Here is a 23348-nt window from a genome sequence, read left to right as displayed (position 1 = left end):
ACGCGCAGCGGCGTCTGCCCTGATGCCAATGCGCTTGCGTCCACAATTGTGACGTAGTATCAGCTTAGTCTCGCAGCCACAGCATTGCAGACATTATGGCCTTATGCATTCCCGCATGTTCGCGCAGGATATGTGTCTTGTGCGCGCGTATCTGACTGCATGCGGTACCGCTCGAGTACCGCACACAGCAGTGAGCAATCAGTGGTTAAAGGCCATGACGCCGACGAGCTTGTGCGGCACGTACGGCTCCTCCAGGTAGGCGATCTCCTCGTCCGTGAGCTTCAAGGCCACGGCGTCGAGCGCGCCGTCGACGTGGTGGGGCTTGATCATGCCGACCACGGGCGCGGTCACCTTGGTGAGCAACCAGGCGAGCGACACGGCGGTCATGGACGTGTCGTGCTTGGCGGCGACCTCGGCCACGCGCTCGATGATCACGTCGTCCTGTGCCGCGGTGGCATCGTACTTGGAGTGCGCCACCTGATCCTCCGTGAGGCGCTTGGTGGCGGCCGAGCCGGACAGACGGGACAGGCGTCCGGCGGCGAGCGCGCTGTACGGGGTCATGGCGATGTTGTCTTCCCGACACAGGCGCACAAGTTCGCGCTCATCCTCGCGGGCAATGAGGTTGTAGTGGCTCTGGATGGACACGAACTTGGCCCAGCCATTGGCTTCGGCCAAATCGTTCATCTTGGCGAGCTGGTAGGCGTAGCAGTTGGAAATGCCGATGGCGCGCGCCTTGCCGGCCTTGACGGCCTCGTTCATGCCCTCCATGATCTCGGCCATGTCGGTGTGGTAGTCCCACATGTGGCAGATGTACAGGTCCACGTAGTCCAGGCCGAGGTGCTCGAGGCTCGCATCGAGGTTGTTCATCACGTGCCGCTGGCCGGTCACACCGGCTTCGCGTTCGGCGTTCGTGCGCGGCAGGAACTTGGTGGCCACCTGGTAATCCTCGCGCTTGGAAGCGATGGAGCGCAGCGCGCGGCCCACGTATTCCTCGCTGGTGCCGTCCGCGTAGCCGATGGCGGTGTCGTAGAACGTGATGCCGTGCTCGAAGCCGTACTTGATGATCTCGCGCGACTGGTCGGCGTCGAGGATCCACGAGTGATGACCCTTGGTCGCGTCGCCGAATCCCATGCATCCCATGCAGATGCGGGACACGGTCACGTCGCTGCTGCCGAGCTTGGCGTATTCCATGAGACGATTTCTCCGATTCGGTAGACCGGCGATTCCCGGCAGTCGCACGAAACTGGATCGTTCCTTCGAACGGTACGTGGACCCATTTATCGCATTCCATGATTCATTACACGGCATGGCAACGGTCATGTCCAATACCGTCGTTCAATACCCATCCATGCAGATCGGGCATACGCCAACGGCATGCATGCGGAAGGCCGGGCATATGCGGGCATGCGCACCAAAGCGTGAACTACCACATCAAAATGGAATCGTTTCCTTTTTTGCAATTTATCAAACAATGTATGAACTCCACCGAAATCATCGGTAAATCATTGTAAATATGCCACACACAGGAGCAACGCCCTCCTCCGCCGAGCCTTGACTGGTACATCGGTCGACATATAATTTCACATCGATTTGGAAACAGTTCCATAACTGTATCGCGTAACGCTCAATCACAATCATGAAGTCAGAAGGAATCATGAAGAAAAGTCTGCTCGCGCTCGCCGCCGGCTCATTCATCCTCGGCGCCGCCGAATTCGTGATGATGGGCATCCTTCCCCAAGCCGCAGCCGCAACCAACGTCGACATTCCGACCGCCGGGCACTATATCTCCTCGTATGCGCTCGGCGTGTGCGTCGGTACGCTGATGCTGGTCTTCGGACGCAAGGTGCCGCCGAAGAAACTCATCATTCTGTTCATGGCCATCGCGTTCATCGGCAACCTGCTCTCCGCGTTCGCCATCAACGCCCCCATGCTGCTTATCACGCGATTCATCGCCGGACTACCGCATGGCGCGTTCTTCGGCACCGCGACGTTCGTGGCGAAGACGCTGGCCGAGCCCGGTAAGGAGGCACAGTCCGTCTCGATGATGGTGGCCGGTCAGACCATCGCCAATATGCTTGGCGTGCCGGCTGGCACATTGCTCGCCGAATTTGTCTCGTGGCGACTGACATTCGGCATCCTCGCCGCATGGGCGGTCATGACCATCGTCCTCGTGTCTCTCTGGGTACCGTTCGTCGCACCGGTCAAGGACACCGGCATCAAAGGACAGTTCAGGTTCCTCAGCAAACCTGGCCCGTGGTTCATCATTGCGGCCATTTTCACCGGCAACGCGGGCGTGTTCTGTTGGTGGAGTTACGTCTCCCCCTGGCTGCAGAAAACAGGCGGCTGGGCGAGTGCGCTGGTGCCCGCGTTCATGATGCTCGCCGGATTCGGCATGGTCATTGGCGGTCTGGCCGGCGGATGGATCGCCGATCATTGGCGTCATACCGGCACTGCCGCGCTCGGCCAGACCATCTCCTGCCTTGGTCTGCTTATGGTGCTGGTCGTGCCGGGCAACCATGCCACGACCACCATGCTGACCTTCTGGATTGCGTTCGGCCTGTTCTTCGTCAACTCGCCACAGCTGTTGCTCATGGCCGAAGCCGGTCAGGGAGGCGGCGAACTGATTGCGGGCGCAGCCGCACAGGTCGCCTTCAACTTCGGCAACGCGGTCGGATCGGCAGTAGGCGGCATGACGCTGAACGCATTCGCGATGGATTACAGGTTCACCGGCCTCGCCGGTCTGCCGTTGAGCATCCTCGGCGTCGCGTTGCTTGCGATCTATTCATGGCGGTACGAAACCGATACCGACGCGATTCATCGTCTGCGCCCTGTTGAGGTGTGACGGCTCAAGTAAAAGATGCTTTATGTGGGAGCGGAGGCCCGAGGATGCCCTTCCTTGGAGCTTCAGCCCCGCATACTTATATATACTGGCGTCATGCAGTTGACAGTGAAACGATTCGAGGAACTGAGCGCGGCCGAGTTGTACGAAATCTACCGGGTGCGTGTGGCGGTGTTCGTGGTGGAGCAGCACTGCGCCTATCAGGAAGTGGACGAAGCGGACCGACACTGCTGGCATGTGTTCCTGCATGACGAGAACGGCATCGCCGCCTACTGCCGCGTGATCGACCCGGGCATCACCTTCCCCGAAGCATCGATCGGCCGCGTATTGGCCACCCGTCGCAGGCAGGGATTGGGCACCCGAATCGTGAGCGAAGGACTCAAGGTGGCGCGCGAGCACATGCATGCCGACACCGTGCACATCGAAGCCCAGACCTATGCGCGCAAGCTCTATGAACACCTCGGTTTCACGCAGGTCTCCGACGAATTCCTGGAAGACGGCATCCCCCACATCGGCATGATCTGGCGGGCGGAATAAATCAATCAGCCTCGTCCGTCATAGGATTGCGTCTCAGCCGGCATAACACGGCGTATGAACTCATCCATTCCAGGCACAGTGAATGCGATCTGGCCACGCTCCGGAGAATAAATCAGGCCGAGTTCAATCAACGAAAAACGAATCGAAGATAGATCGGAAACGCTGCGGCCCATATGGTTCGCCACTTGCGCAGACGTGCAGGTATCACCGATAGCGGCCATTGCAGCCAGATATTCGCGGCCCAAAGGCGTGGCGCGCTGCCAACGCGATACGTAAAGGCCCTGATCCAGGTCAGCCCGAGCGACAGGCTCACCTTTTTCCACCGCACCAACGGTAATCGGATTGGAATCCGAAGCGTCCCATGCAGCCTTGCCGTACGCCTGAATGAAATATGGATACCCATTCGACAAATCAATCAAACGACTCAACGCCTGATCATCGAATGCATATCCCAGTTCGCGCGCAGGCTTCTGGAAACCATCGGCAACGGCGGCATCATCCAAGCGACCGATGGAACGATATTCAAACAAACGCTCGGCATATGAACGTGCTTTGGTAAGCACACCCGGCAGATTAGGCAGCCCCGCCCCAATGATGTAGAACGGCAGATTACGCTGCCCCATCTTATGCTGCACGGTAATCAGCGTCATCATCACTTCAGAAGACATATCCTGAAATTCATCCACAAACAGGAATAGGCCCAGACCACTTGCCTTCAGCGATTCAGCCAAGCCCTCAATCAACAATTCCAACTTATACGACGATGCCCGAACGGCTCTTTGCTCCTCGGCGGAACCGTTCAATTCAATCTTTGCTGAGCCAAGAACAAAGTCCAGATTCACCGATCCGATATGCGAGAACACGCTCGAAAGACGCTCCCTAACATCAGTCTTCCTGACACGCATAATCGATAGGGACATTTCATGGAGCAGCTCGTCATACTCTGCCGCAGCATCGCCATTCGCCTCAACCTGCACAGTGACCATCCCCTGTCGAGTCGCCATGCCATTAAGTTTGAGCAGCAACACCGTTTTTCCCATGCCTCGCAAGCCGCTATAGACAATTCCGCGATCCAGCAATCCAAGTTTGGTACGGGCAATCATGCGATCCATGAGTTCAAGATCATGCGTACGCCCTACCAGCTCTGGAGGCTGCTTACCGGCACCCGGCATAAATGGATTCAATGAATGCAATGGCAACTTTGCAATAGCATCAGCGTCCAACAGACCCTCCAACTCTTATATGCCCAGTACACCACTTATTGTATCGGACTTTATATACCTATATATATTCATATAGATCAAAAGTGAACCATTTTCGCTTTTATATGCCAATATCCAATCCATGACGCAACATGAGCCCACAATCCACGCTTAGTTACGGACACTGCTATTTTTCGCATCAAGCAGGAGCTGGCCCCATTTTTCGAATTCCTTGAGGGCGGGGATGATGGCGTAGCCGTTATCGGTCAGCGAGTATTCGACGCGCGGCGGCACTTCGTTGTATTGGGTGCGATTGACAAGACCGTATTCCTCGAGGTCACGCAACGTGCTGGTGAGCATCATGTTGGTGATGCCGAGCTCTCGCTTGATTTCGTTGTATCGCGCGGCGCCCCGCTCGCCGAGCACATACATGACCGGCAGCTTCCACTTGCCTTCGATGGCCTTGAATGCATAGCCCATCGCGCAGGTGGGTGCAGTGATGCCGCCGGTTCCGGTGTTCTCAACATGCTCGCTCATGATTTCTCATCCTAACATCGTTGCCATATCACAAAAATCAGTTTTTTATTCTAAGGATGAAAGGTATATGTACTGATGCATACCGTCCTTATCAGCAACACCGCGGCACGACGGCCGCGCCACCGAAAGGAACAGGAATCACCATGGCCAAGCACATCCTCGTCATCCAGGGCAGCCCCACCAAGGGCGGCAACGCCGACATGCTCGCCGACGCCTTCATCGAAGGTGTCGAAGCCGCCGGCAACACCGCGACGAAACTCACGCTCGCGGACATGAACATCGCCCCGTTCACCGCCTACGACCAGCCAGCCGATGATATGACACAGGTGATGGAGCAGATGAAGGCCGCGGACGGCATCGTCATCGCCACGCCGACCTACTGGATGCAGTTCTCCGCACAGATCAAGGCGATGATGGACCGCCTGCCGTTCGACGCACATGACGATCTGGCCGGCAAGGAGTCCGCGCTGCTGGCTGCCGGCGCCAGCCCCGAGGAAGTACTCACCAAGAACGTGTTCGGCTATTACCAGATGTGCTTCGGCGAAAGCCTCGGTTGGAAGATCAAGGGCTCAGTAATCGCAGCCGGCGTGTTCGCGCCCGGTCAGGTGGCCACTACCCCGTACCTCGATAAGGCCCGCGAGCTCGGCCGTGAGTTCTGAGCCATACAGCACATAAGCGCATACGACGCAGACAAGCCATAGCACAACAAGGAAGCCTCATCATGCAGATCGCACTCATCACCGGATCCGGCCGCAAGGGCGGCCTCGGCTATGAAACCGCCCGCCAACTCGGCGAAGCCGGCTACCATGTCATCCTCGCCGCTCGCCACCCTGAGCTCGCACAGCTCACGCAAGAACTCATCAGTCAGGGCATCTCCGCCAGCTATGTGGTGATGGACACCACCGACGAAGCCAGTGTCAAGGCCGCCGCCACGGAGGTCGAGCGCCGTTTCGGCCGGCTCGACGTGCTCATCAACAACGCGGCCTCCATGCGCGCGGGCGACTCGGTGGAACGGCAGGACCTCGCCGAGATGCGCATGGTGCTCGACACCAACGTCATCGGCACCTGGAACGTCACCCAGAAGTTCATCCCGCTGCTGCGCAAGTCGGAGCACGGCCGCATCGTCAACGTGTCCAGCGGCGCCGGCTCGTACGGCGACCCGCAATACGGCTTCCTGCACGGTTCGATGGGCATCCCCGCCTCCGGCTACGGCATCTCCAAGCTCGCGCTCAACGGCCTGACCATCAAGACCGCGAAGGAGCTCGCCGCGAATCATATCCTCGTCAACGCGGTCTGCCCGGACATCACCGGCACATACGGATCGGGCATGTTCGGCCGCCCGGTCGAGGTCAGCGCGAAAAGCGTCACCTGGGCCGCCACCCTGCCGGACGACGGCCCGAACGGCGGCTTCTTCCGCGACGGCCAGCCGTTGCCGTGGTGATCGACGTCACCGAAGAATGACATCAAGCCAATGCCGAGCGCTCGGCGAAACCGCAGCGGCATCATGCCGGACGGTTTCGCCACGCAGTTCTAGGCCTGCACGTACATTCGCGCCAGTGACCCGCGCAATCGATTCCTCGGTATCAGACAAACCACTGCCTTCATGCGCGCAGAACGGGATGATGGCTCTCACGGACGCAGCGGACCGTAGAAGTAGCTGGCGGTGGCGCCGCCGTCGATGAGCACATCGGTTCCGGTGATGAACGCGCCTCGGTCGCTCATCAACAGTTCGGCCACGTTCGCCACTTCGTCGGCGGTGCCGGGGCGTCCGGCCGGGCACTTGGCGAACATGTTCTTGTAGAAGTCGCCGCGCGGCCCGTTGAACTCGTCGATGGCCAACGGCGTGATGATCACGCCCGGTGAAATCGAATTGATGCGGGCTCCACGTTCGCCCCAGCGCACGGATTCGGCCATCACGCGCTTCTCATTGCATCGCTTGGCCAGCTGGTAGGCGTGCAGGGTGTCGCGAATATTCGCCGGTTGCAGCAGGTCGAGCGACAGGAGTTCCTCGGCGGGCGTGGTGGCGAGCTGCTCGTCCTCCTCGGGTGTGAGCTGCTTCGTTGAGGAAGGCTACGGCTGCGCGATATGCCCGGCGGGCCTGGTGGACACTTCCGGGGAGTCCGGCCTCGTATTCCGTCCGCTCGAGCCGCCGGTGTATACGAAACTGGCCATCGCCTGGAAGAAAAGCCAGCCACTCGCCCCAGCGGCAGCCGCATTCCTCGACGAACTTCGTGCAGTGATCTCAGACTGATTGTTTGACAACGAATCACGACCCGTCCTCCGCCTGACTCGCCGCCAATCATCAATCAGCCATCACATCGGGCACGCGCCGGCACATCCTTGCGGGACAACACCAGCACATACCAGGCGACCGGCAACGTCAGCAGGCCGCCGGCCACGAACACCCAGGCGATCGGAATCACATCGGCGAGCGGCGCGAAGATGAGCATGCCCAGCGGCATGCCGAGCGTGGCAAGCATGGTATCGAGGCCGAATACGCGACCGACCATCGCATCGTCGGATTCGGTTTGCATCACGGTGCGCATCGGGCCGACGCAGACCGCCGAGGCGACGCCGTTGAGCACATCGATGATGAGATAGAGCAGCAGGTTCCGTGAGACACCCAGACCGATGACGGTGACGCCCACCATCGCAATGCCGAACGCGACCGCAACCATCTGGGCAACACTTCCGCGCAGCAGCTTGGGCCCGATCGCGGACATCAGCGCACCGCCGAGCAGCATGCCGACGCTCAGGCCGAGTTCGTTGGCGGCGAGCTTGTCGGACGCGGTGGTGAGGTTCACGAATCCGAGGTTCAAATCGATGCCATCGAATTCGCGGGTCATGAGCAGTAGCGTCAGGTTCATCGGCGCGACCGCCACGAAGCAGGTCAGCGCATCGCCCAGAATCACGCCCTTGAGGTGCGGGTGGCGCATCGCGTACGCCAGACCGACCTTCAGATCGGCGAAGGTGCGGCGCAGTATCGCGATGGGATTGGTGACAGCGGGGGCGGCGGCACCAGTAGGGGCGGCAACCTCAGCAGTCGCACCGCCCTCCTGCGCTTCCGCCTTGGCGTTCCGCACAGCCGTACGAGGCACGCGAATCATCGCCACGAAACTCACGCCGATGACCGCAGTGGTCACATCCACCAGCAGGATCGCCCACAACGGCACCAGATTGACCAGCACCGCGGCGAGCGCGGGTGCGGCGATTCTATTCGCGGAATTGATCACGCCGAATATCGAATTGACGCGCAGCAATTTGCCGGCCGGCACCACGTCCGGAATGAACGATTGCACGGCGGGTTCCTGGACGCCCGCACCGGCCGAGCGGATGAGCAGCACCACGAAAATCAGGGACAGGCTCGCCCAGTCGAGCGCGAAGCTCACGGACAGCAGCACCGTTACGCCGGCGATGATGAGGTCCGGCAGCATGATCAGCGCTTTGCGATTGTACCGGTCGGCCATCGGCCCGCCGAAAATCGAGACCAGCGACTGCGGCAATACGCCGAACAGGGTGGCCAGCAGCATGGCCGAGCCGGTGCGGGTCTGCATCACGATCCACCACCAGATGGCGAATTGCACGATGCTGGAGCCGAGCAGCGAGAACGCCTGACCGGCGAGCAGCAGTATGGCGCGTCGCATCCATCCGTTTTCGGATGGATCAGATGCGGGACCGGCGGACGGTGCAGACGTCGATCCTGAGGCCGGGATAGTTGTCGAATCGCTTGCCGAACCGGTCATCGTCCCGTTTTCGAGCAGCGTCGATTCTTCGGGGAATTGGTGAGACATATAGTGTGTTCCGGACTTTCTCTTGCTCACGCGCGATGTACGGACGAACGGATAGTCGGACGCATCAATAATCGCGCAACGTTGATTTGCAGTTGATTTGCATATGACAAAACGGCATACCCGCTGATTCGAGTACGCCAAGGCCCGCCCCTGGGCCTACTTACCCGTTAGATCGCGGGCTTCAGCGCGAATCGCGCCATCGTCATCATGCAACGCATAGAACACATAGTTGCCGACCATAATCATCGACATTGACATACCGCACCGATATGCGGTCGTACCGTTCATTCTTCGGGACACCATGCCAATATCCGCCATTGCCTCACCGCCCGTAATACCGACGCGACGTTCCGCCGTCCAACAATCGAACATGCTCGGCTTGCTTTTCGACCCCTCCCACTAGTATCCGGTTCCGGCTATTGGAAAAGAGAGGAAGGAAGTTCTTATGGCCGCCATTACTATCGCAACTATCACCACCCTTGCCGCTGCTGCCCTGTGCCGCCTGTGAGGTTGAACGCGAGATTTCTTGCATAGGTCGTTGTGTGGCGCACTGGTTTCCAGTGCCTCGCACAGCGACCTTTTTCCATAACGATTCGATACGACCTCGATGCCGGTTCGCATCCATCATTCGCGGGCCCTCATGCAGCACCCCATGCAGCCGCCCTCAACAACAACTCAGCCTCGTAATGGAATAATCGTTATAGCAGCTGGAATCATCATGGTGCAATCGCCTGCCGCCCGGCCGACGCGCGAACTGCAGGGAAACTACGATGGTCTGAGACCGTGAAATATGCGAGGCGACAGCACATCATGTTTCAGCGGCAAACGAATCCCCAGCAAAGGAGCGATCATGACCGTAAACACGTACGACGTCACCGCGGACCTCACCCCGGAGGGACTTGCCGAATGGCAGCGCATGGTGGCCGGCGAAGTCTATGAGGACTCACACCCCGAAATCGAACGCAAGCGCGTGGAAGCCAAGAAGCTGTTCCGCGCCTACAACCAGCTCGATTACGACCAGGAGACCGAACGCCGCGCCATCATGGAGCAGCTGTTCGCCGCGGTGGGCGAGGACGTGTTCATCGAGCCGAACTTCCGGTGCGAAATGGGCCGCAACATCACCATCGGCTCGCACGCCTACATCAACTTCGACTGCGTGATGCTCGACAACGCGCCCATCACTTTGGGCGACTACGTCTGGATCGCCCCGATGGTGGGCCTGTTCGCCACCAATCATGCGCTCGACTTCGAGGAGCGCAAGAACGGCGCCTGCCAGGCCAAGCCGATCGTCATCGAGGACGGTGTCTGGCTCGGCGGCCACGTGACCGTGCTCGGCGGCGTGACCATCGGACGCGGTTCGGTGATCGGCGCCGGTTCAGTGGTCACCAAGGACATCCCAGCCGGCGTGATCGCGGTCGGCAACCCGGCCCGAGTGCTACGCCCGATCACCGAGTCCGACAAGACCGGCTTCTGCGAACGCATCGCCGCCCGCAATGCCGCGCGCTGAGCATCTACCGGCCTCACTGCCCTGCGCGCGAATCCTTCAGTCCCTCACGCACGATGGTGAAATCGGTGAAGTATCGCTTGCCGCCCTCGCCGGTAGGCGACTGCGCCTCGAATCCCACTTGGAGCGTCCTGGCGAACGGCATGCGTGCCAGGCGGGACATGTAGTAGAAGTCGCCGTCATACGAGTAGTGGATGGAGAACACGTCGCCGGTGCGGGCCAGCTGGAGCCAAATAGAATCGCCGGGGATGGTCACGCCATACCCGTCATCGGAATGATCGTTTGTCATCACCGTGACCACCGACTTGAATCCGTAGTCACCTTGTTCGAAGCAGGCCTTCACCCAGTGGGTGTCGTCCTGGAAGGCGAACAGACCGGCGCCATCGAACTGACTTTTGTGCTCCAACTGCACTTTGGCGCGGCAGGTGAAATCGCCCTCGATCGTCGTATACGCGAACGCGGCGTCCGCCTTAATCTCTCCGCTGACGGGATTGGCGAAGTAGTCCCTGCCTGGCTCCGCTTCCATGATCAGCATGTTGTCCTTGATTTCGAAAGTGCAGTCTCCCTGCAACATGATCGTCTCCTTCGGTCGTCTCGCCCGTAGTCCTTTGTCGGGATGCAGCCGTTGTACAGGTACGGGGTCCGGTTGTGCGAACATGGCTTTACTGAGCCATGCGTACTATGAGATTAATTCCAGAACCAATTCACCAGCGCCAGAGCAATGGCCTGTTTTCGCTATTATTGAATCAGAATATGCAACTATATTTCCACAATCGTTGCGATAGGCAAGGAGTCAACCATGCCAGCCGAACTCACATCAGCATCCTCGCCATATGCCATGCCGCCCATCGCAAGACATGCGGGCGACGCGCTGAATAAAGCGGTCCCCGTCAATGACGATTATTCGGAAGACATCCACTACGACGACCCATCCATACCGATTCATTTCTGCATGGACTACTTCGATACGCTCATCGGTCACGAGATCAACGTCCACTGGCACACGGATTTCGAATTCGCCTTCATGCTGAAGGGCTCGTGCGATTATCACCTGCACGGCGCCTCGAATACGATCCGGCTGCGGCAGGGCGACGGCGTCTTCGTCAACTCCAAAATGCTGCACTCGGCGGATAATCCCACGCCGGGGGCCGTGATGAGCTGTCTGACCGTCTCTCCCCTGTTCTTCTCGGGGCAGCCGGCCGGGACCATCTATCTCGACCATGTGTTGCCGGTGGCCAACAAGCCGTTCGCGGGGTTGAAACTCACCGCCGAACGGGACGCCGCCATGCTCGGGGAGATTCGGACGCTCACTGCGGTCGGTCGGCACGACCCCATGCGGGCATTGGACTACATGACGCATATGGCCACACTATGGAAGGAATTGCTCCGCACACTGTCCACGAGGAACGTCCCGGAAGCGCCGAGCGTCGAACAGCGCCGCGAACAACGTATGCGAGTCATGCTCGTGTTCATCCAGCAGCATTACGGTGAGCCGATCGACCTGAATGACATCGCGGCGAGCGCTTCGGTCAGCAGGACGGAATGCTACCGTCTCTTCAAAACCCATACCGGCAGCAGCCCCGTGGACTATCTGCTGTCGTACCGCCTGAGGCAGGCGGCCTCAAAGCTTGCCTCCGACGATGACAGCATCGCCCATATCGCCCGCACCTGCGGTTTCACCAACGCCAGCTACTTCGGCAAGCGTTTCCGCGAGCATTTCACGCTCTCCCCCGGCGCATATCGCAAGCAATATGCACACCGCGATTCGTCAGCTATGAGATGAATATGACACGCCGCCCGCCTTTTGCTACACGGCTGCATATATAGTTCATTTTGAGATATATCGGCTTGCGATATTGCTGCGCGAACCATATGCACACTTACTCTGATTAAGGAGAAGCAACATGAAGACTCTGGTGCTTGTATTCCACCCGTCCCTGAAGGGCCAGTCCCACGTCAACGCCGCTCTGGCCAAGGCCGCCGAGGGCCTGGAGAATGTGACCGTGCGCGACGAGTACGCGCTCTACCCGGACGGCAAGATCGACGTCAAGGCCGAGCAGGCCGCCGTCGAGGCCGCCGACCGCGTGGTGTTCCAGTTCCCGCTGTACTGGTTCTCCTCCCCCGCCCTGCTCAAGACCTGGGAGGACGACGTGCTGGAGCACGGCTGGGCATACGGCTCCGAAGGCCACGCCTTCGAGGGCAAGGAGTTCGGCGTGGCCGTCTCCACCGGTTCCCCGGAGTCCAAGTACCAGCCGGAAGGCGACAACAAGTTCAAGATCGAGCAGGTGCTCGTGCCGTTCCAGGGCACTGCCAACCACATCAACGCCACCTGGATCAAGCCGTTCGTGACCTTCGGCTCCTTCGGCATCTCCGATGAGGCGCTGGCCGAGGCCGTCAAGAACTACAAGGACTACCTGACCAAGTAGTCTCAGGTTTTCCTCCGCGCATTTACGGCTCCTTCCACCACGAAGGAGCCGTTTTTTCATATTCAGGTCTCCAATCGATCAGCAATTTGAGCGCAATGTTTCCGAACCACGTCAGCGGAAGCGTGGAATTTCGCCAGTTCCTCATCGCTCAGATGAAGGTCGACGAAATCCCCCACGCCGCTGCCATCAAGCGCGACCGGCAGCGAGAGGAATACATCCCGTTCACCGTATTCGTATTCACCATCGATCAGCGTGGATACCGACACTACGCTGCGTTCATTCCACAGAATCGTTCGAATCAGACCGGCGACGGTGGCGGCAATACCATAGCTGGTCCCACCTCGCAGCCCCTTGATATCAAGGCCTCGCCGGCGGGTCTGCTCTTCGATACCGACAAGCGTGACTCCCGGGTACCGATCCCGATTGTCTTCCAGATACTGCGCGAACGATTTGCCGATGAATGAGACCGTGGACCAAGGCACGAATTGTGAGTCACCATGCTCGCCAATCACATATCCTGATACCAGTCGTGGATCCAGATGCGTGGTCGCACCGATAATCGCTTTCATACGGGAAGTGTCAAGTGCGGCACCCGACCCGAATACCTGCGCACGTGGCAAGCCGGTCCTTCGCCACGCGAACCAGCTCAGCACGTCAACCGGATTCGACACCATAATCAGGATGCCATCAAAACCGGAATCCGTCATGTGTCTCAGTATCGGATCCACGATGTCGATAGCCGCACCCAGCTCCTGCATACGAGTCTCGCCCGGCTTTGGCTTCGGACCAGCGGCGATAACCACCACGTCAGCGTTGGCACAGTCTTTCCAATCACCCTGACGAATAGTGATGAACCGGCCGAGGAATTCAGATCCATCGGCCAGATCCATGGCCAAGCCCTTCGCCTTGTCCGGATTGTGGTTGATCAGCACCAACTCGTTGCATAACCCCTGCTCCACAATGGCACTGGCCACTGCCGAACCAACGCTGCCGGTACCGACTATCACCACTCGATTGTGATGCGATGCAATCATCCATCTCTCCTCTCTCCGTGAATACTCGCCAAGAGTCTTAACCCTTATCGGCACCCGGCAACGCTTGGCTCACTTCACCGCAGTGAAGAAGAACCGTGGGAACGGGAAGATGATGCTGCCGTCCGACTGGGTCGGATACGCTTCGCACACTTTCGCGAAGACCTTGGATTCGAATGCCTTACGGGCCTCGTCATCCGGCAATGCCTGCAGGTACGGACGCAGACCCGTGCCGCGGTACCAGTCCATGATGGCCTCGTGCGAGGGCAACGTATGCATGTACGTGATCTTCCAGATGCGGAAGCTCGCGGCGGCGGCATGCAACAGTTCCCAGTATTCGGGCGGTGTGAGGTTATAGAACTCGCGCTGTTGCGGCAGCCGATCCGCGTATTCCGGCGAATGCACGATTTCAGCGATGATGCGGTGAATCGGCTCCTCGTAGTTCATCGGGGTCTGCACCGCCAGCACGCCGCCTTGTCTGAGCCGTGCAAGCAGTTCCGGAATCAATCGTCCATGATCCGGCACCCATTGGATGCAGGCGTTGGAGAATACCACATCGAAGTCATCGGGCAGCGCGGCAAGCTCGGCCGGTTTCGACACGTCACATAGCGCGAAGTCGATATCGGGATGGGCCTTGCGTGCGGCATCGATCATCTCCGGCGAATTATCGACACCGAGAACCTCCGCATGCGGATAACGATCGCGCAGAACCGCGGTGCTGTTGCCCGGACCGCAACCGATATCCAGCACACGCTTGACGCTGCCGTCATCGGGTGGCAACTGCATCGCCAGATCACGCGAGGGTTGTGTGCGTTCGTTTTTGAAGCGCAGGTATTGCGCGGAATCCCATACGACCATGGGCCCCACGCTAATCCGCAGCCCGGCAACGTCCATATTGCCGGCCACATACCGGACCGCATGACCGACAGTCGCGGCTGCGCACGGTTGCATACGGTTGCACGGAACGGCGCATCGATGGCAGTACGATAAGAACGGCAACGTTGCCGCACCCTCGGCATCCGCAACCCACACGGCAGAAAGGTCCCCCATGAAGACTTTGGTACTGGTATTTCACCCGGATATGAGCAGGTCCCGCGCCAACGCGGCGTTGATGGCCGCGGCGCAGAATCTACCCGTTGACGACGATACAACGATCACCGTGCGCGACGAATACGCGCTGTATCCGGACGGCAAAATCGACGTCGTAGCCGAGCAACAGCTCATCGAATCGCACGACCGTATCGTGTTGCAGTTCCCGCTCTACTGGTACTCATCCCCCGCCCTGCTCAAGGAATGGGAGGACCAGGTGCTGGCCTTCGGCTGGGCATACGGACCGGACGGCAAGGCGCTCGAAGGCAAGGAAATCACAGTGGCCACCACCGCAGGCGGCCCGGAAAGCGAATACCAGCCGGAAGACAACGGCGCCACGATGCGCGAAGTGCTCTCGCCATACCGCATGATGGCCCGCTACGTGCATGCCGCTTGGCGCGAGCCGTTCGTGGTCTTCGGCGCGATGGAGCTTTCCGACGAGGCGCTGGCGGAGACCGCCAAGCAGTATCAGGCGTTCCTTTCGGCCTGACACGTCGATGACGGTTCCGACGGGAGACAGCTGAATTCGCCGGGACCGCATATTGGCGCCACGGGTCAGGCTCGCACGGGCCGGGCACATCCTCATCATGCGGCAGCCTCAGCGGGCCACGGGGGCGCGACCGGCGCCACGGGTCGGACTCGCATATGTCAGTACACGCCCATCGTGCGGCAACCTGACGGGCGGGCCACAAGTCGCCGGCCCGACGCGCTATTGCACATCCACCCCGACGCATGCCCGCCCGCCGCACACGCCTCAACTCTCACTATGTATGCGCCCCAACGAAGCACCCGCGTACTTAGTGAGGGTTAAGACCCCCGAATCCTCACTAAGTACGCGGGTGCTTGGTTCAGCCGCATACATAGTGAGGATTCAAAATCGAATCGCAGACCACCAACACCATTCAGCGCCCACACAACTCCGTCAGACCCGCAATGCCCCAGCAACCGAACACGGTTTCATACCATCGCACGGTCACAACCGGGCCACCAACAGCACCATGCGGCCAACCGAAGTTGGAACCACATACCCCGTTCCACCTTGCCAAGCACACACATTTCACCTGACCATGACGTCATGAGAACCCATCATGTCCTTGACCAGCTCATCAGCGACGCCGAGCGTAACCTACGTTGCTTCTATCCGCCGACCAATACCTTGCGCCAAGCCGTCCTCGTACGAGTTCGCAATGGCTATGTGACCCGAACGTTCCGCAACGCCTACGCACGCACCGATTACTGGAAGTCGTTGAATGCAGCGGAGCAATCGCGGCATATCATTCGAACACTTTCCCTGCAATTCCCCAACCGGGTGTTTGCGGGCCTCAGCGCGGCGGCGATCCTGCAATTGGACTACAGCTGGAGCCTTCATCGCGACAATGCCGTATTCGTCACACAACAAACCGGGACATCCGCACGCACATACCAAGGCATACAACGCATCAGCGCTTCAACGACGTCAGTCACAACCATGCTGCATTACCGCACCGGCAGCGGGATCAACACACTATTCCTTGCGCTACCGCCGGAATCACCTCGAATAGCAAACATAACGATTGGCGGAAGAAAGCCGGAAATCACCAATATCGTGCCGATAACTTCCCCTGCGCAGACCCTGGTCGACTGCGGATTGCAGTTCTCATTCATGCAGGCCTTGCCCATGTTCGATTCCGCGGCACGTAAACATCTCATCACCGCCGAACAAATCATCGAGGTTTGCGACCAATCACGAATGGATTGCAGTCGCGTGTTGAGGCTTGTGCATTATATGAATCCGCTCAGCGAGAACGGCGGCGAATCCTTATGCCGCGCCGTCATCATCGAAGCCGGGTTCGCGGTTCCCGATCTGCAGCATGTATTCATGAACCCGGATGCCCCATGGAGGGAGTATCGGGTGGATTTCGTCTGGCACACGCCCGCGGGGCGCATCATCGCGCTGGAGTTCGACGGCACCGCCAAATACGTCGACCCGGCAATGACCAACCGCCGGAACATCCAACAGGTGGTGAACGCCGAACAGGAGCGAGAAGCGGGCTTGCGTAAGGCAGGCGTATCGACGATCATCCGGACCAATTACGACGAGGCCGTGCAGCAGACGCCACTCATCCGCAAGCTGTTCGAGGCTGGAGTCCCCATGGTCACCATGAATCCGTTCTTCGAACGGGCGACGGACGTCAGTGGACGAATGATATGACATGAGCGCCGAACATGACACGCAGCGCCGGCTAGGCGACGGCCATGCGAACGGCCGCGGACACCGCCGCCGGCTTTATCCCGCCCGCACGGATGACACTCTGTGCGCATCACGCCACGCCAGCGGGCATTGCGCCGCCGCGATCCTCACTATGTATGCGGCCGGACCAAGTACTCGCATACTTAGTGAGGATTCAAGGGGCCTAATCCTCACTATGTACGCGGGTGCTCCGTTGAGCCGCATACTTAGCGAGGATCGCGACCCCGCCATGCGCCCCACTACCCCATCGCACTGCAGCAACCTATAATGATAACGCAAACATCGTTGGAATTGCGGGACTATAGGAGGCCATCAATGGACAACGCAAAGCGGCGCGAAGAACAGCTACCCTATCATTACGACGATCCGAGCATCATGGGCGGCCAGCTCGAATATCAGGAGAAGCTGTGGGAGTTCAACCAGACGCACCCCACGGACCAGGCCGGCAAACAGAAGCTGCTCAAGGAAATGTTCGCGGAGATCGGCGATGGCTGCCACGTGGAGACGCCGGCACACGCGAACTGGGGCTTCCACCACGTCCACATGGGCAAGGGCATCTACTGCAACGTGAACTTCACCTGCGTGGACGATGCGGACATCACCATCGGCGACTGGTGCATGTTCGGCCCGAACGTGGTCATCGCCACCGCCGGCCACCCGGTGCTGCCCGTACTGCGCGAGCATCATTACGTGTACGCGATTCCGGTGACCATCGGCCGCAACGTCTGGGTCGGCGCCAACGTGACGATCCTGCCGGGCGTAACCATCGGAGATAACTGCGTCATCGGCGCGGGCTCGGTGGTCAGCCACGACATTCCCGCAGATACCGTGGCCTACGGCGTGCCCTGCAAGGCCGTGCGCCCGATCGGCGAGAAAGACAGGGAATACTACTGCAAGAATCGCAAGCTCGACGTGTGGGAGTAGCGGTATCCGGCCTTCACCAGGTTACTTTCCGGCTTCGGCGGCATCCTCTTTGAGCGCGCGCAGCAGCGCCTTGTCACGCTGCTCGATGACGCGCTTGCCGTCCTCGCCCTGCCATGAGAAGAACCCGCGTCCGGTTTTGGCACCAAGGTTGCCGGCCTTGACTTTTTCGGCGAGCAGCGGCGAAGGGCCGGTGCCGTTGTCCATGTCGTCGAACAGGTAGGTGCTGATGTTGTAGAACACGTCGAGGCCGCCGAGGTCGATGCTGGCCACCGGGCCGACCAGGTTCCAGCGTCGGCCGAGGCTGTATTTCATCACATCATCCACGGTGGCGGCGTCCGCAATGCCTTCCTGGATGATGTGGAATTCCTCACGCAACACGGCCATCTGCAGTCGGTTGCCCACGAAGCCCAGCGATTCCTTCTTGATTTTCGCCGGCTTCTTGCCGATGAGATTCATGAGGTCGAACGTCACATCCACCACATGCGGGTCGGTATGGGCACCGGGCACCACTTCCACCAGCGGCATTAGCTGCGCCGGATTCCAGAAGTGGGCTACCACGAAACGTGCGGGACGCTCCAATACCGACTGGATGGCGGTCGGACTCAAGCCGGACGTGTTGGTGGCGAAAATCGCATCCTTCGGCGCAAACCGTTCGGTCCCGGTCCAGGGTCCAAGCCCCAGTGAGCCTCAGGCCGGCGGCCCCGAAGGTCGAGCCATTGTGGTTACAGAATGAGCCCGCGCGGGCATTATTCAAACTAGCAGCATGAAGAGAGGAGAAAGGAAACCGTGGGGGCGCACAGGCTTGAACTGTGGACCGGCGGATTATGAGTCCGATGCTCTAACCGACTGAGCTACACCCCCGTCACGGCGACGATGATGATAATAGCACAGACCACAAAGGAGGTGGTCTAAATGCAATTACAGAAAACACCGTGGCCGGACAGTTGGAAAGACTCGGCAGAGCAATGGCTGGTGTATCTGAAGGCCTCCGGGCTGAAGGACAGCACGGTGACAACGCGGCGGGTGAAGCTCTCGGGCTTCGCCCGCTGGGTTGATAAGCCGCCGTATGAGGTCACGTATGAGGATTGCGAAGCGTGGATGGGCCGTGAGCATCTTGCGGCCGAGACGCGCAAGGGCATACGGGCCACGATGTCCAGTTTTTTCGCCTGGATGCTGGCCACCGGCCGCATCGATGTTGACCCGTCCGTGAATCTGCCGCATGTGGCCGGTTCCTCGCCTCACCCGCGCCCTTGTCCCGAGGCGGGTATCAGGCTGGCGCTGGACACCCTGAGCGAGCGTGACGCGCTCATGGTCAAGCTTGGTGCCGAGCTCGCGTTGAGGCGTTCCGAGATCGCGGGGATACGCGGGACCGACATAATCACGGACGGCTTCGGCAACCAGAGCCTTGTGGTGCGGGGCAAGGGCGACAAGCAGCGGCTGGTGCCGCTGTCTCCCCGGTTGGCCGCGCGCATCAGCCTGGCCGGTGACGGCTGGCTGTTCCCGTCGCGCAACGACCACGGCGAAAGCCATCTGAGTCCGGGGCGTGTCGGGAAGATTATCGGGCCGGCGTTGCCCGATGGGTATTCCACGCACAGCCTGCGTCACCGTGCGGCCACGCATGCCTACACGGCGACGCGGGACCTGTTGGCGGTGTCCGCGTTCCTGGGGCACGCGAGCGTGGCCACGACGCAGCGTTACGTGGCCATGCCTCCCGAGCATCTGCGCGACATGGTGATGGCCTGCGCCCTGTAGAGGAACGGCCCCGACCGGGGCCGTTCGGCTTATTTGTTGTCCGCGTGCCTGGCGCGTGATTTCGTGGTGACGGGATTGTCCTTCCACCACGCCCACAGGGCCGCTCCCACGTTCCACGACAATGCCACGAGCTGATTGACGGTCTCGTCCGCTATGGGGATGGTGTCCACGCCGAACATGACCAGCGCCGCGTTGATGAGGCCCAGCAGCAGGATGGCGAAGCGTGCGATGGTGGCCGCGCTGATTGCGGGGATTTGGTTATTGCTCATGCGTTGTCCTTGAGTCGTGCGGCCACCTTGTCTGCGATCTGGTCCATCTGCGCGTCGGACAGCTGCACGGTCGCGGTTTCGGGGATTGTGGTATCCGCGTCCTTGATGCCGCAGAGTTTCTTGAGCAGGGCCATGGTGCGGTAGGCGCGGCCGGTGAGCCATTTCCATTCCTCGCTGGTGACGCGGTTGTTGATGCCGTTCGCTGCGTTGTCTATGCCGATGAGGCGGTCGCGGGCCTTCACGCCGTTGATGTTGACGTTCCAGACTTCCTCGGGTGACATGTCGTCTCCTTCCATTTGGTCGTAATACTGTTGGGCGCGCGCCATGTAGGCGTCGCGCTGGGTTCCTCCGATGCTTGCCGGGCATTCCGTGGCCTGGAAGTGGTTGTGGGGGAACACGTTCTTGAGCCATTCGGGGCGGCCGAGCCCGTAGTGATGGCACAGGGCGGCCACGAGGTGCGCGCCGTTGTCCAGGGTGGCTTCGCTGATGGTCCATGGCTGGCTGGTGATGTCCGCGTGCTCGATGCCGATGCTGGTGGTGTTGGCGTCCCAGTCTCCGGCGTGCCATGCGGTGTCCGCGTCGTTGACCAGGCGGCCGATTCGCCCGGCTGCGTCCACCTGGTAGTGCGCGGACGCGGCGCGGGTCTGCCATACCTGCCAGCAGCCTTCTATGCTCAGCGGGCCGGAGTTGTGGTGCACCAGAATCTTGTCTATCCGCCTGCCCGAGCGTCCCGGAGTGTAGTGGGTGGTGAGCAGCATGGTCTGGTCGGGTTCTAGCGTTTCCCAGTTCTTCATGGCGGTTCTCCGTTTCTAGGGTTCGTGTTGGAACAGGTCGTCGGGAGGTTCCGGGGGCGGCGGGCCTAGGCCCTTGTATATGTGGTCTATGAGGCTTCGGTTCCATTGCCACAGGCGCTGGTTGTCGGCCAGCATCTCCTGCGCGAGCATGTACGCCTCCAAGTGGGTCTTGGCGGCGGTGAACATCTGGGAGCCGGCGGCGCCGACTATCGCGCCCACGAGGCCCACGAGTGCAATCAGCAGGTCGTCGTTCACGGTTCACCCCTTGATTTGCCAGGAGCAGGAGACGCGCACGAGTCCGCCCACTGCGAGGTTCGAGGCCCCCTTGAGCTTGACCAGGTTGAAGTTGCCGCCGGTCTCCACGCTGGCGGCCCATGTCCACATGGTGCCGTCGCTCGGGTTGCTGATGGCCGGGAACACCATGTAGTTCGCCGGGGCGATGGCGGAGGGGAACGTGAGCAGTTTCTCCGTGGCCCAGTCGGTGGTGCCGCCCGATGCGTAGGTGACTTTTTTGACCTCGGTGTCCACGAACACGCGGTCGCCGATGATTTCGGCCTTGAACCAGTTGCGGTTCCAGTTGGTGCTGTTCGCGGTGAAGAAGTGGTTGGATATGTCGGTGGTGGCGCGCACCCATTTCGTGCCGTTCCAGTAGTACGCCCCACGGTTGTAATAGAGGCTGTCGGAATACACGTAGCCGGTCTGGCCGGTCACGCCGGTTTGTGCGTCGAGCGCGCTTTTGGTGGTGGCGATGACCGGTGTCGCCCCGGCCACGGTGGCGCGCTTGTCCACGAGGTTCAGGGCGCTTTCGACGCCGTTGGCGAAGGTCTTGAGCTGGGCGGGTGCCTCGGATACCAGGTCCGTGCTGTCCGGGTATGGGATGCCGTAGATGGGTGTATTGCTGGTCATTGCTCCTCGCTTTCGGTTTCGGTTGTCGTGGTGGCGGAGTCGAACGTGGATATGACGGCCAGTTCGGCCCATGTGCATGCCACGGCCCGGTATTGCGCGGGCCATCCCGCTATGTCCGCCCATTTGAGCCGTGTGGTCATGGTGGCGGCGGGCAATGGCCACACGGTCACCTCATGGCGAAGGACCGGGTCTCCGTTGCGCCACCGGTAGGTGAGCGTGCCGCCGATGGTGGTCCACGCCCCGGTGAAGGCCGGCAGCCCGTCGCCGCCCGCCAGACGGTGTATCGAGGCGTTGGTGAAAACGATGGGGCCGCTGGGGGCGCTCACGTACAGTTCGGGCCGGTTCACGGGGTCTATGCGCCGGCTGTCGAACACGATGCCTTGCGGGCGTATTCGCATGTTCACGGCGTAAAGCCAGTTCGCGGCGGATATGCGCTGGCTCAGCGACGGCGTCCATATGGTGCCGCCCCATGTTCCCGCCGTGCTGTCGCTTGTCACCACGTCGGTGTCCACGTTCATGGACGACTGGGTGGCGGTCAGGTTGGCCGGCAGCGAGTCCATGGACGTGAACGTGGTTTCGCCGTCCTTGAATGACAGGACGCCGTCGTTGTCCTTCTCCACGGTTTTGACGCCAAACGTGATCTGGGTGACCGGTTCTGGCACGTCGTATGATTCGCCGCCCTCGACCACGGAACCGTCCAGGGCGGGGCGCTTCACGCCGTTCACCGTCGTGTAGAGGCTGCCGGCCGCGTCCATACCAAGCGTGGCGGGGGTGCCGAGCGCCGTGTATGAGATGCGGCTGGACGCCTTGCTGGGGTATTCGCCCCACAACGGCATTTCCGGCGCGGTGGCGTACATACGGTGCAGCAGGTCGAGCTGGCTGGGGTAGTCGTCCGTGGGATACGGTGCCACATTGGGCGGCCGCGTCAGGCCGGCGGCGTCGGCCTGAGGTGCGCCGGCGGCCGTGGCCCGGCTGTTGAGCGTGGCGAGTCTTGTGACCGGGATGTCCACCCAGTGCAGGCCGGCCCATTTCGCGGCGCTGTTGGTCGGCCCCTGCGATTGGAGGCGCTTCCATAGAATCATGCGGCTGGATGCGGAGAGTTCCAGCAGGTAGCCGCGCGCGTCCGGGGTGACGGTGCCGCCCGTGCTCACGATGCCGTCGAACAGGGTTATCGCGGTGGAGTCCACGCCGGTCGGGTCGCCGGGCGTGTACGTGGCGTGCAGGCCGGCCCATGTGGCCGTCGCGGCGGCGTAGGTTCCGGCGGGCATGTCGGCCCATGTGGGCTGTTCCGAGATCTGGACGAGCACGCGCGCGCCGGCCATGGTCGCGGCCCGGCCGGCCAATAGTCCCGTGCGGTCCCTGAGCGTGAACGTGAGCACGCTGGGGTCGGGCTGCGTGTCGGGCGAGTCGGTGCCCCAGCGGACGGTCAGGCCCTCGAGGGCGGCCACGGTGGCGGTGTGGTCGTTCAGGAGCCGGAAACCGTCGCCCGTGTCCATGAACAGGTACACCTGCTGCAT

Annotated in this window: 26 protein-coding genes, 1 tRNA gene and 1 pseudogene; 12 read left to right on the top strand and 16 right to left on the bottom strand. The window is 60.6% G+C overall.

The annotated features are described in order from the left end of the window. Window positions 1–198: 198 nt before the first annotated feature. Window positions 199–1191, bottom strand: coding sequence for an aldo/keto reductase (locus tag DF196_RS07940; RefSeq protein WP_109057313.1), 993 nt, complete (start codon window positions 1189–1191; stop codon window positions 199–201). A 463-nt stretch (window positions 1192–1654) separates the two neighbouring features. Here DF196_RS07940 and DF196_RS07935 point away from each other — a divergent pair, with 463 nt between their 5' ends. Continuing rightward, on the top strand, window positions 1655–2842 hold the full coding sequence (locus DF196_RS07935) for an MFS transporter (RefSeq protein ID WP_109057312.1): 1188 nt from the start codon (window positions 1655–1657) through the stop codon (window positions 2840–2842). A 93-nt stretch (window positions 2843–2935) separates the two neighbouring features. After that, on the top strand, window positions 2936–3376 hold the full coding sequence (locus DF196_RS07930; protein WP_109057311.1) for a GNAT family N-acetyltransferase: 441 nt from the start codon (window positions 2936–2938) through the stop codon (window positions 3374–3376). A gap of 5 nt (window positions 3377–3381) precedes the next feature. On the opposite strand, the gene DF196_RS07925 is transcribed toward DF196_RS07930, so the two are convergent. Then, on the bottom strand, window positions 3382–4599 hold the full coding sequence (locus DF196_RS07925) for an ATP-binding protein (protein ID WP_241519645.1): 1218 nt from the start codon (window positions 4597–4599) through the stop codon (window positions 3382–3384). A 150-nt stretch (window positions 4600–4749) separates the two neighbouring features. Then, window positions 4750–5115: a winged helix-turn-helix transcriptional regulator gene (locus DF196_RS07920; RefSeq protein ID WP_241519644.1), complete on the bottom strand. Its 366-nt coding sequence runs from the start codon at window positions 5113–5115 to the stop codon at window positions 4750–4752. Window positions 5116–5258: 143 nt separating this feature from the next. Here DF196_RS07920 and DF196_RS07915 point away from each other — a divergent pair, with 143 nt between their 5' ends. Together DF196_RS07915 and DF196_RS07910 are read left to right on the top strand one after the other, a co-directional pair. Further along, complete coding sequence (locus DF196_RS07915) at window positions 5259–5774, top strand: flavodoxin family protein (protein WP_158276296.1); 516 nt, start codon at window positions 5259–5261, stop codon at window positions 5772–5774. A 62-nt stretch (window positions 5775–5836) separates the two neighbouring features. Beyond that, window positions 5837–6556 carry an SDR family NAD(P)-dependent oxidoreductase gene (locus DF196_RS07910; protein WP_109057308.1) on the top strand — a complete coding sequence of 240 codons (720 nt, stop codon included), beginning with the start codon at window positions 5837–5839 and terminating at the stop codon, window positions 6554–6556. A gap of 188 nt (window positions 6557–6744) precedes the next feature. Here DF196_RS07910 and DF196_RS07905 read toward each other — a convergent pair whose 3' ends face one another. Further along, a complete protein-coding gene (locus tag DF196_RS07905) occupies window positions 6745–7074 on the bottom strand; it encodes an SDR family oxidoreductase (RefSeq protein WP_277745506.1) in 330 nt (109 codons plus the stop codon). A gap of 58 nt (window positions 7075–7132) precedes the next feature. On the opposite strand from DF196_RS07905, the gene DF196_RS07900 reads away from it, so the two are divergent. Beyond that, a complete protein-coding gene (locus tag DF196_RS07900; RefSeq protein ID WP_241519643.1) occupies window positions 7133–7366 on the top strand; it encodes a LysR substrate-binding domain-containing protein in 234 nt (77 codons plus the stop codon). A gap of 55 nt (window positions 7367–7421) precedes the next feature. Here DF196_RS07900 and DF196_RS07895 read toward each other — a convergent pair whose 3' ends face one another. After that, a complete protein-coding gene (locus DF196_RS07895) occupies window positions 7422–8759 on the bottom strand; it encodes an MFS transporter (protein WP_241519642.1) in 1338 nt (445 codons plus the stop codon). 303 nt (window positions 8760–9062) lie between these two features. Continuing rightward, window positions 9063–9278, bottom strand: a complete 216-nt coding sequence (locus DF196_RS07890) for a hypothetical protein (protein ID WP_109057305.1) — start codon at window positions 9276–9278, stop codon at window positions 9063–9065. A gap of 478 nt (window positions 9279–9756) precedes the next feature. Between DF196_RS07890 and DF196_RS07885 the strand changes: the two genes are divergently transcribed. Beyond that, a complete protein-coding gene (locus tag DF196_RS07885; RefSeq protein WP_109057304.1) occupies window positions 9757–10413 on the top strand; it encodes a sugar O-acetyltransferase in 657 nt (218 codons plus the stop codon). A gap of 13 nt (window positions 10414–10426) precedes the next feature. Here DF196_RS07885 and DF196_RS07880 read toward each other — a convergent pair whose 3' ends face one another. After that, window positions 10427–10984 (bottom strand): DUF1349 domain-containing protein, encoded by a 558-nt coding sequence (locus DF196_RS07880; protein ID WP_158276295.1) that lies wholly within the window; start codon window positions 10982–10984, stop codon window positions 10427–10429. A gap of 225 nt (window positions 10985–11209) precedes the next feature. Between DF196_RS07880 and DF196_RS07875 the strand changes: the two genes are divergently transcribed. Next, window positions 11210–12193, top strand: coding sequence for an AraC family transcriptional regulator (locus tag DF196_RS07875; protein ID WP_109057302.1), 984 nt, complete (start codon window positions 11210–11212; stop codon window positions 12191–12193). Window positions 12194–12314: 121 nt separating this feature from the next. After that, window positions 12315–12836, top strand: coding sequence for an NAD(P)H-dependent oxidoreductase (locus DF196_RS07870; RefSeq protein ID WP_109057301.1), 522 nt, complete (start codon window positions 12315–12317; stop codon window positions 12834–12836). 62 nt (window positions 12837–12898) lie between these two features. Here the strand turns inward: DF196_RS07870 and DF196_RS07865 are convergent, their stop codons facing one another. Together DF196_RS07865 and DF196_RS07860 are read right to left on the bottom strand one after the other, a co-directional pair. After that, window positions 12899–13870 carry an L-lactate dehydrogenase gene (locus DF196_RS07865; protein ID WP_109057300.1) on the bottom strand — a complete coding sequence of 324 codons (972 nt, stop codon included), beginning with the start codon at window positions 13868–13870 and terminating at the stop codon, window positions 12899–12901. Window positions 13871–13939: 69 nt separating this feature from the next. Beyond that, complete coding sequence (locus DF196_RS07860; protein ID WP_109057299.1) at window positions 13940–14725, bottom strand: methyltransferase domain-containing protein; 786 nt, start codon at window positions 14723–14725, stop codon at window positions 13940–13942. 190 nt (window positions 14726–14915) lie between these two features. Here DF196_RS07860 and DF196_RS07855 point away from each other — a divergent pair, with 190 nt between their 5' ends. From DF196_RS07855 to DF196_RS07845, 3 genes are all read left to right on the top strand, one after another. After that, entirely contained in the window at window positions 14916–15446 is a 531-nt protein-coding gene (locus DF196_RS07855) for an NAD(P)H-dependent oxidoreductase (protein ID WP_109057298.1), read from the top strand. Window positions 15447–16031: 585 nt separating this feature from the next. Next, on the top strand, window positions 16032–17147 hold the full coding sequence (locus DF196_RS07850) for a CTP synthase (RefSeq protein ID WP_109057297.1): 1116 nt from the start codon (window positions 16032–16034) through the stop codon (window positions 17145–17147). A 354-nt stretch (window positions 17148–17501) separates the two neighbouring features. Further along, window positions 17502–18110, top strand: coding sequence for a sugar O-acetyltransferase (locus tag DF196_RS07845; protein WP_109057296.1), 609 nt, complete (start codon window positions 17502–17504; stop codon window positions 18108–18110). Window positions 18111–18131: 21 nt separating this feature from the next. Here DF196_RS07845 and DF196_RS07840 read toward each other — a convergent pair. Together DF196_RS07840 and DF196_RS07835 are read right to left on the bottom strand one after the other, a co-directional pair. Beyond that, a pseudogene (locus DF196_RS07840) lies at window positions 18132–18776 on the bottom strand (3-hydroxyacyl-CoA dehydrogenase family protein); the annotation flags it as partial. Window positions 18777–18897: 121 nt separating this feature from the next. After that, window positions 18898–18971, bottom strand: a tRNA-Ile gene (locus DF196_RS07835). Window positions 18972–19118: 147 nt separating this feature from the next. Between DF196_RS07835 and DF196_RS07830 the strand changes: the two genes are divergently transcribed. After that, the gene (locus tag DF196_RS07830; RefSeq protein WP_241519640.1) at window positions 19119–19862 is read left to right on the top strand and encodes a tyrosine-type recombinase/integrase; all 744 of its coding nucleotides are present in this window, start codon (window positions 19119–19121) and stop codon (window positions 19860–19862) included. A 29-nt stretch (window positions 19863–19891) separates the two neighbouring features. On the opposite strand, the gene DF196_RS07825 is transcribed toward DF196_RS07830, so the two are convergent. From DF196_RS07825 to DF196_RS07805, 5 genes are read right to left on the bottom strand one after another with little or no spacing between them, the layout of a single operon-like run. Continuing rightward, a complete protein-coding gene (locus DF196_RS07825; protein ID WP_109057294.1) occupies window positions 19892–20131 on the bottom strand; it encodes a phage holin in 240 nt (79 codons plus the stop codon). Further along, window positions 20128–20925 (bottom strand): peptidoglycan recognition protein family protein, encoded by a 798-nt coding sequence (locus tag DF196_RS07820; RefSeq protein ID WP_109057293.1) that lies wholly within the window; start codon window positions 20923–20925, stop codon window positions 20128–20130. Before DF196_RS07820 ends, DF196_RS07825 begins: the two co-directional genes overlap by 4 nt. A 15-nt stretch (window positions 20926–20940) precedes the next feature. Then, the gene (locus DF196_RS07815) at window positions 20941–21180 is read right to left on the bottom strand and encodes a hypothetical protein (RefSeq protein ID WP_109057292.1); all 240 of its coding nucleotides are present in this window, start codon (window positions 21178–21180) and stop codon (window positions 20941–20943) included. A gap of 3 nt (window positions 21181–21183) precedes the next feature. Then, the gene (locus tag DF196_RS07810) at window positions 21184–21831 is read right to left on the bottom strand and encodes a hypothetical protein (RefSeq protein ID WP_109057291.1); all 648 of its coding nucleotides are present in this window, start codon (window positions 21829–21831) and stop codon (window positions 21184–21186) included. Then, entirely contained in the window at window positions 21828–23348 is a 1521-nt protein-coding gene (locus DF196_RS07805; protein ID WP_109057290.1) for a hypothetical protein, read from the bottom strand. The genes DF196_RS07810 and DF196_RS07805 overlap by 4 nt, the downstream gene beginning before the upstream one ends.

Origin of the sequence: Bifidobacterium callitrichidarum (assembly GCF_003129905.1) — a bacterium.
GTDB lineage: Bacteria > Actinomycetota > Actinomycetes > Actinomycetales > Bifidobacteriaceae > Bifidobacterium > Bifidobacterium callitrichidarum.
Note: the sequence above shows the minus strand (reverse complement) of the source record. Positions and strands in the feature narration are given on the sequence as shown.

Bases quoted from the DNA above. Each gene is read 5' to 3' on its own strand.
- DF196_RS07940 (WP_109057313.1), bottom strand. From the start codon at position 1,191: ATGGAATACGCCAAGCTCGGCAGCAGCGACGTGACCGTGTCCCGCATC.
- DF196_RS07935 (WP_109057312.1), top strand. From the start codon at position 1,655: ATGAAGAAAAGTCTGCTCGCGCTCGCCGCCGGCTCATTCATCCTCGGC.
- DF196_RS07930 (WP_109057311.1), top strand. From the start codon at position 2,936: ATGCAGTTGACAGTGAAACGATTCGAGGAACTGAGCGCGGCCGAGTTG.
- DF196_RS07920 (WP_241519644.1), bottom strand. From the start codon at position 5,115: ATGAGCGAGCATGTTGAGAACACCGGAACCGGCGGCATCACTGCACCC.
- DF196_RS07915 (WP_158276296.1), top strand. From the start codon at position 5,259: ATGGCCAAGCACATCCTCGTCATCCAGGGCAGCCCCACCAAGGGCGGC.
- DF196_RS07910 (WP_109057308.1), top strand. From the start codon at position 5,837: ATGCAGATCGCACTCATCACCGGATCCGGCCGCAAGGGCGGCCTCGGC.
- DF196_RS07895 (WP_241519642.1), bottom strand. From the start codon at position 8,759: ATGCGACGCGCCATACTGCTGCTCGCCGGTCAGGCGTTCTCGCTGCTC.
- DF196_RS07890 (WP_109057305.1), bottom strand. From the start codon at position 9,278: ATGTTCGATTGTTGGACGGCGGAACGTCGCGTCGGTATTACGGGCGGT.
- DF196_RS07885 (WP_109057304.1), top strand. From the start codon at position 9,757: ATGACCGTAAACACGTACGACGTCACCGCGGACCTCACCCCGGAGGGA.
- DF196_RS07880 (WP_158276295.1), bottom strand. From the start codon at position 10,984: ATGTTGCAGGGAGACTGCACTTTCGAAATCAAGGACAACATGCTGATC.
- DF196_RS07875 (WP_109057302.1), top strand. From the start codon at position 11,210: ATGCCAGCCGAACTCACATCAGCATCCTCGCCATATGCCATGCCGCCC.
- DF196_RS07870 (WP_109057301.1), top strand. From the start codon at position 12,315: ATGAAGACTCTGGTGCTTGTATTCCACCCGTCCCTGAAGGGCCAGTCC.
- DF196_RS07865 (WP_109057300.1), bottom strand. From the start codon at position 13,870: ATGATTGCATCGCATCACAATCGAGTGGTGATAGTCGGTACCGGCAGC.
- DF196_RS07860 (WP_109057299.1), bottom strand. From the start codon at position 14,725: ATGGTCGTATGGGATTCCGCGCAATACCTGCGCTTCAAAAACGAACGC.
- DF196_RS07855 (WP_109057298.1), top strand. From the start codon at position 14,916: ATGAAGACTTTGGTACTGGTATTTCACCCGGATATGAGCAGGTCCCGC.
- DF196_RS07850 (WP_109057297.1), top strand. From the start codon at position 16,032: ATGAGAACCCATCATGTCCTTGACCAGCTCATCAGCGACGCCGAGCGT.
- DF196_RS07845 (WP_109057296.1), top strand. From the start codon at position 17,502: ATGGACAACGCAAAGCGGCGCGAAGAACAGCTACCCTATCATTACGAC.
- DF196_RS07825 (WP_109057294.1), bottom strand. From the start codon at position 20,131: ATGAGCAATAACCAAATCCCCGCAATCAGCGCGGCCACCATCGCACGC.
- DF196_RS07820 (WP_109057293.1), bottom strand. From the start codon at position 20,925: ATGAAGAACTGGGAAACGCTAGAACCCGACCAGACCATGCTGCTCACC.
- DF196_RS07810 (WP_109057291.1), bottom strand. From the start codon at position 21,831: ATGACCAGCAATACACCCATCTACGGCATCCCATACCCGGACAGCACG.
- DF196_RS07805 (WP_109057290.1), bottom strand. From the start codon at position 23,348: ATGCAGCAGGTGTACCTGTTCATGGACACGGGCGACGGTTTCCGGCTC.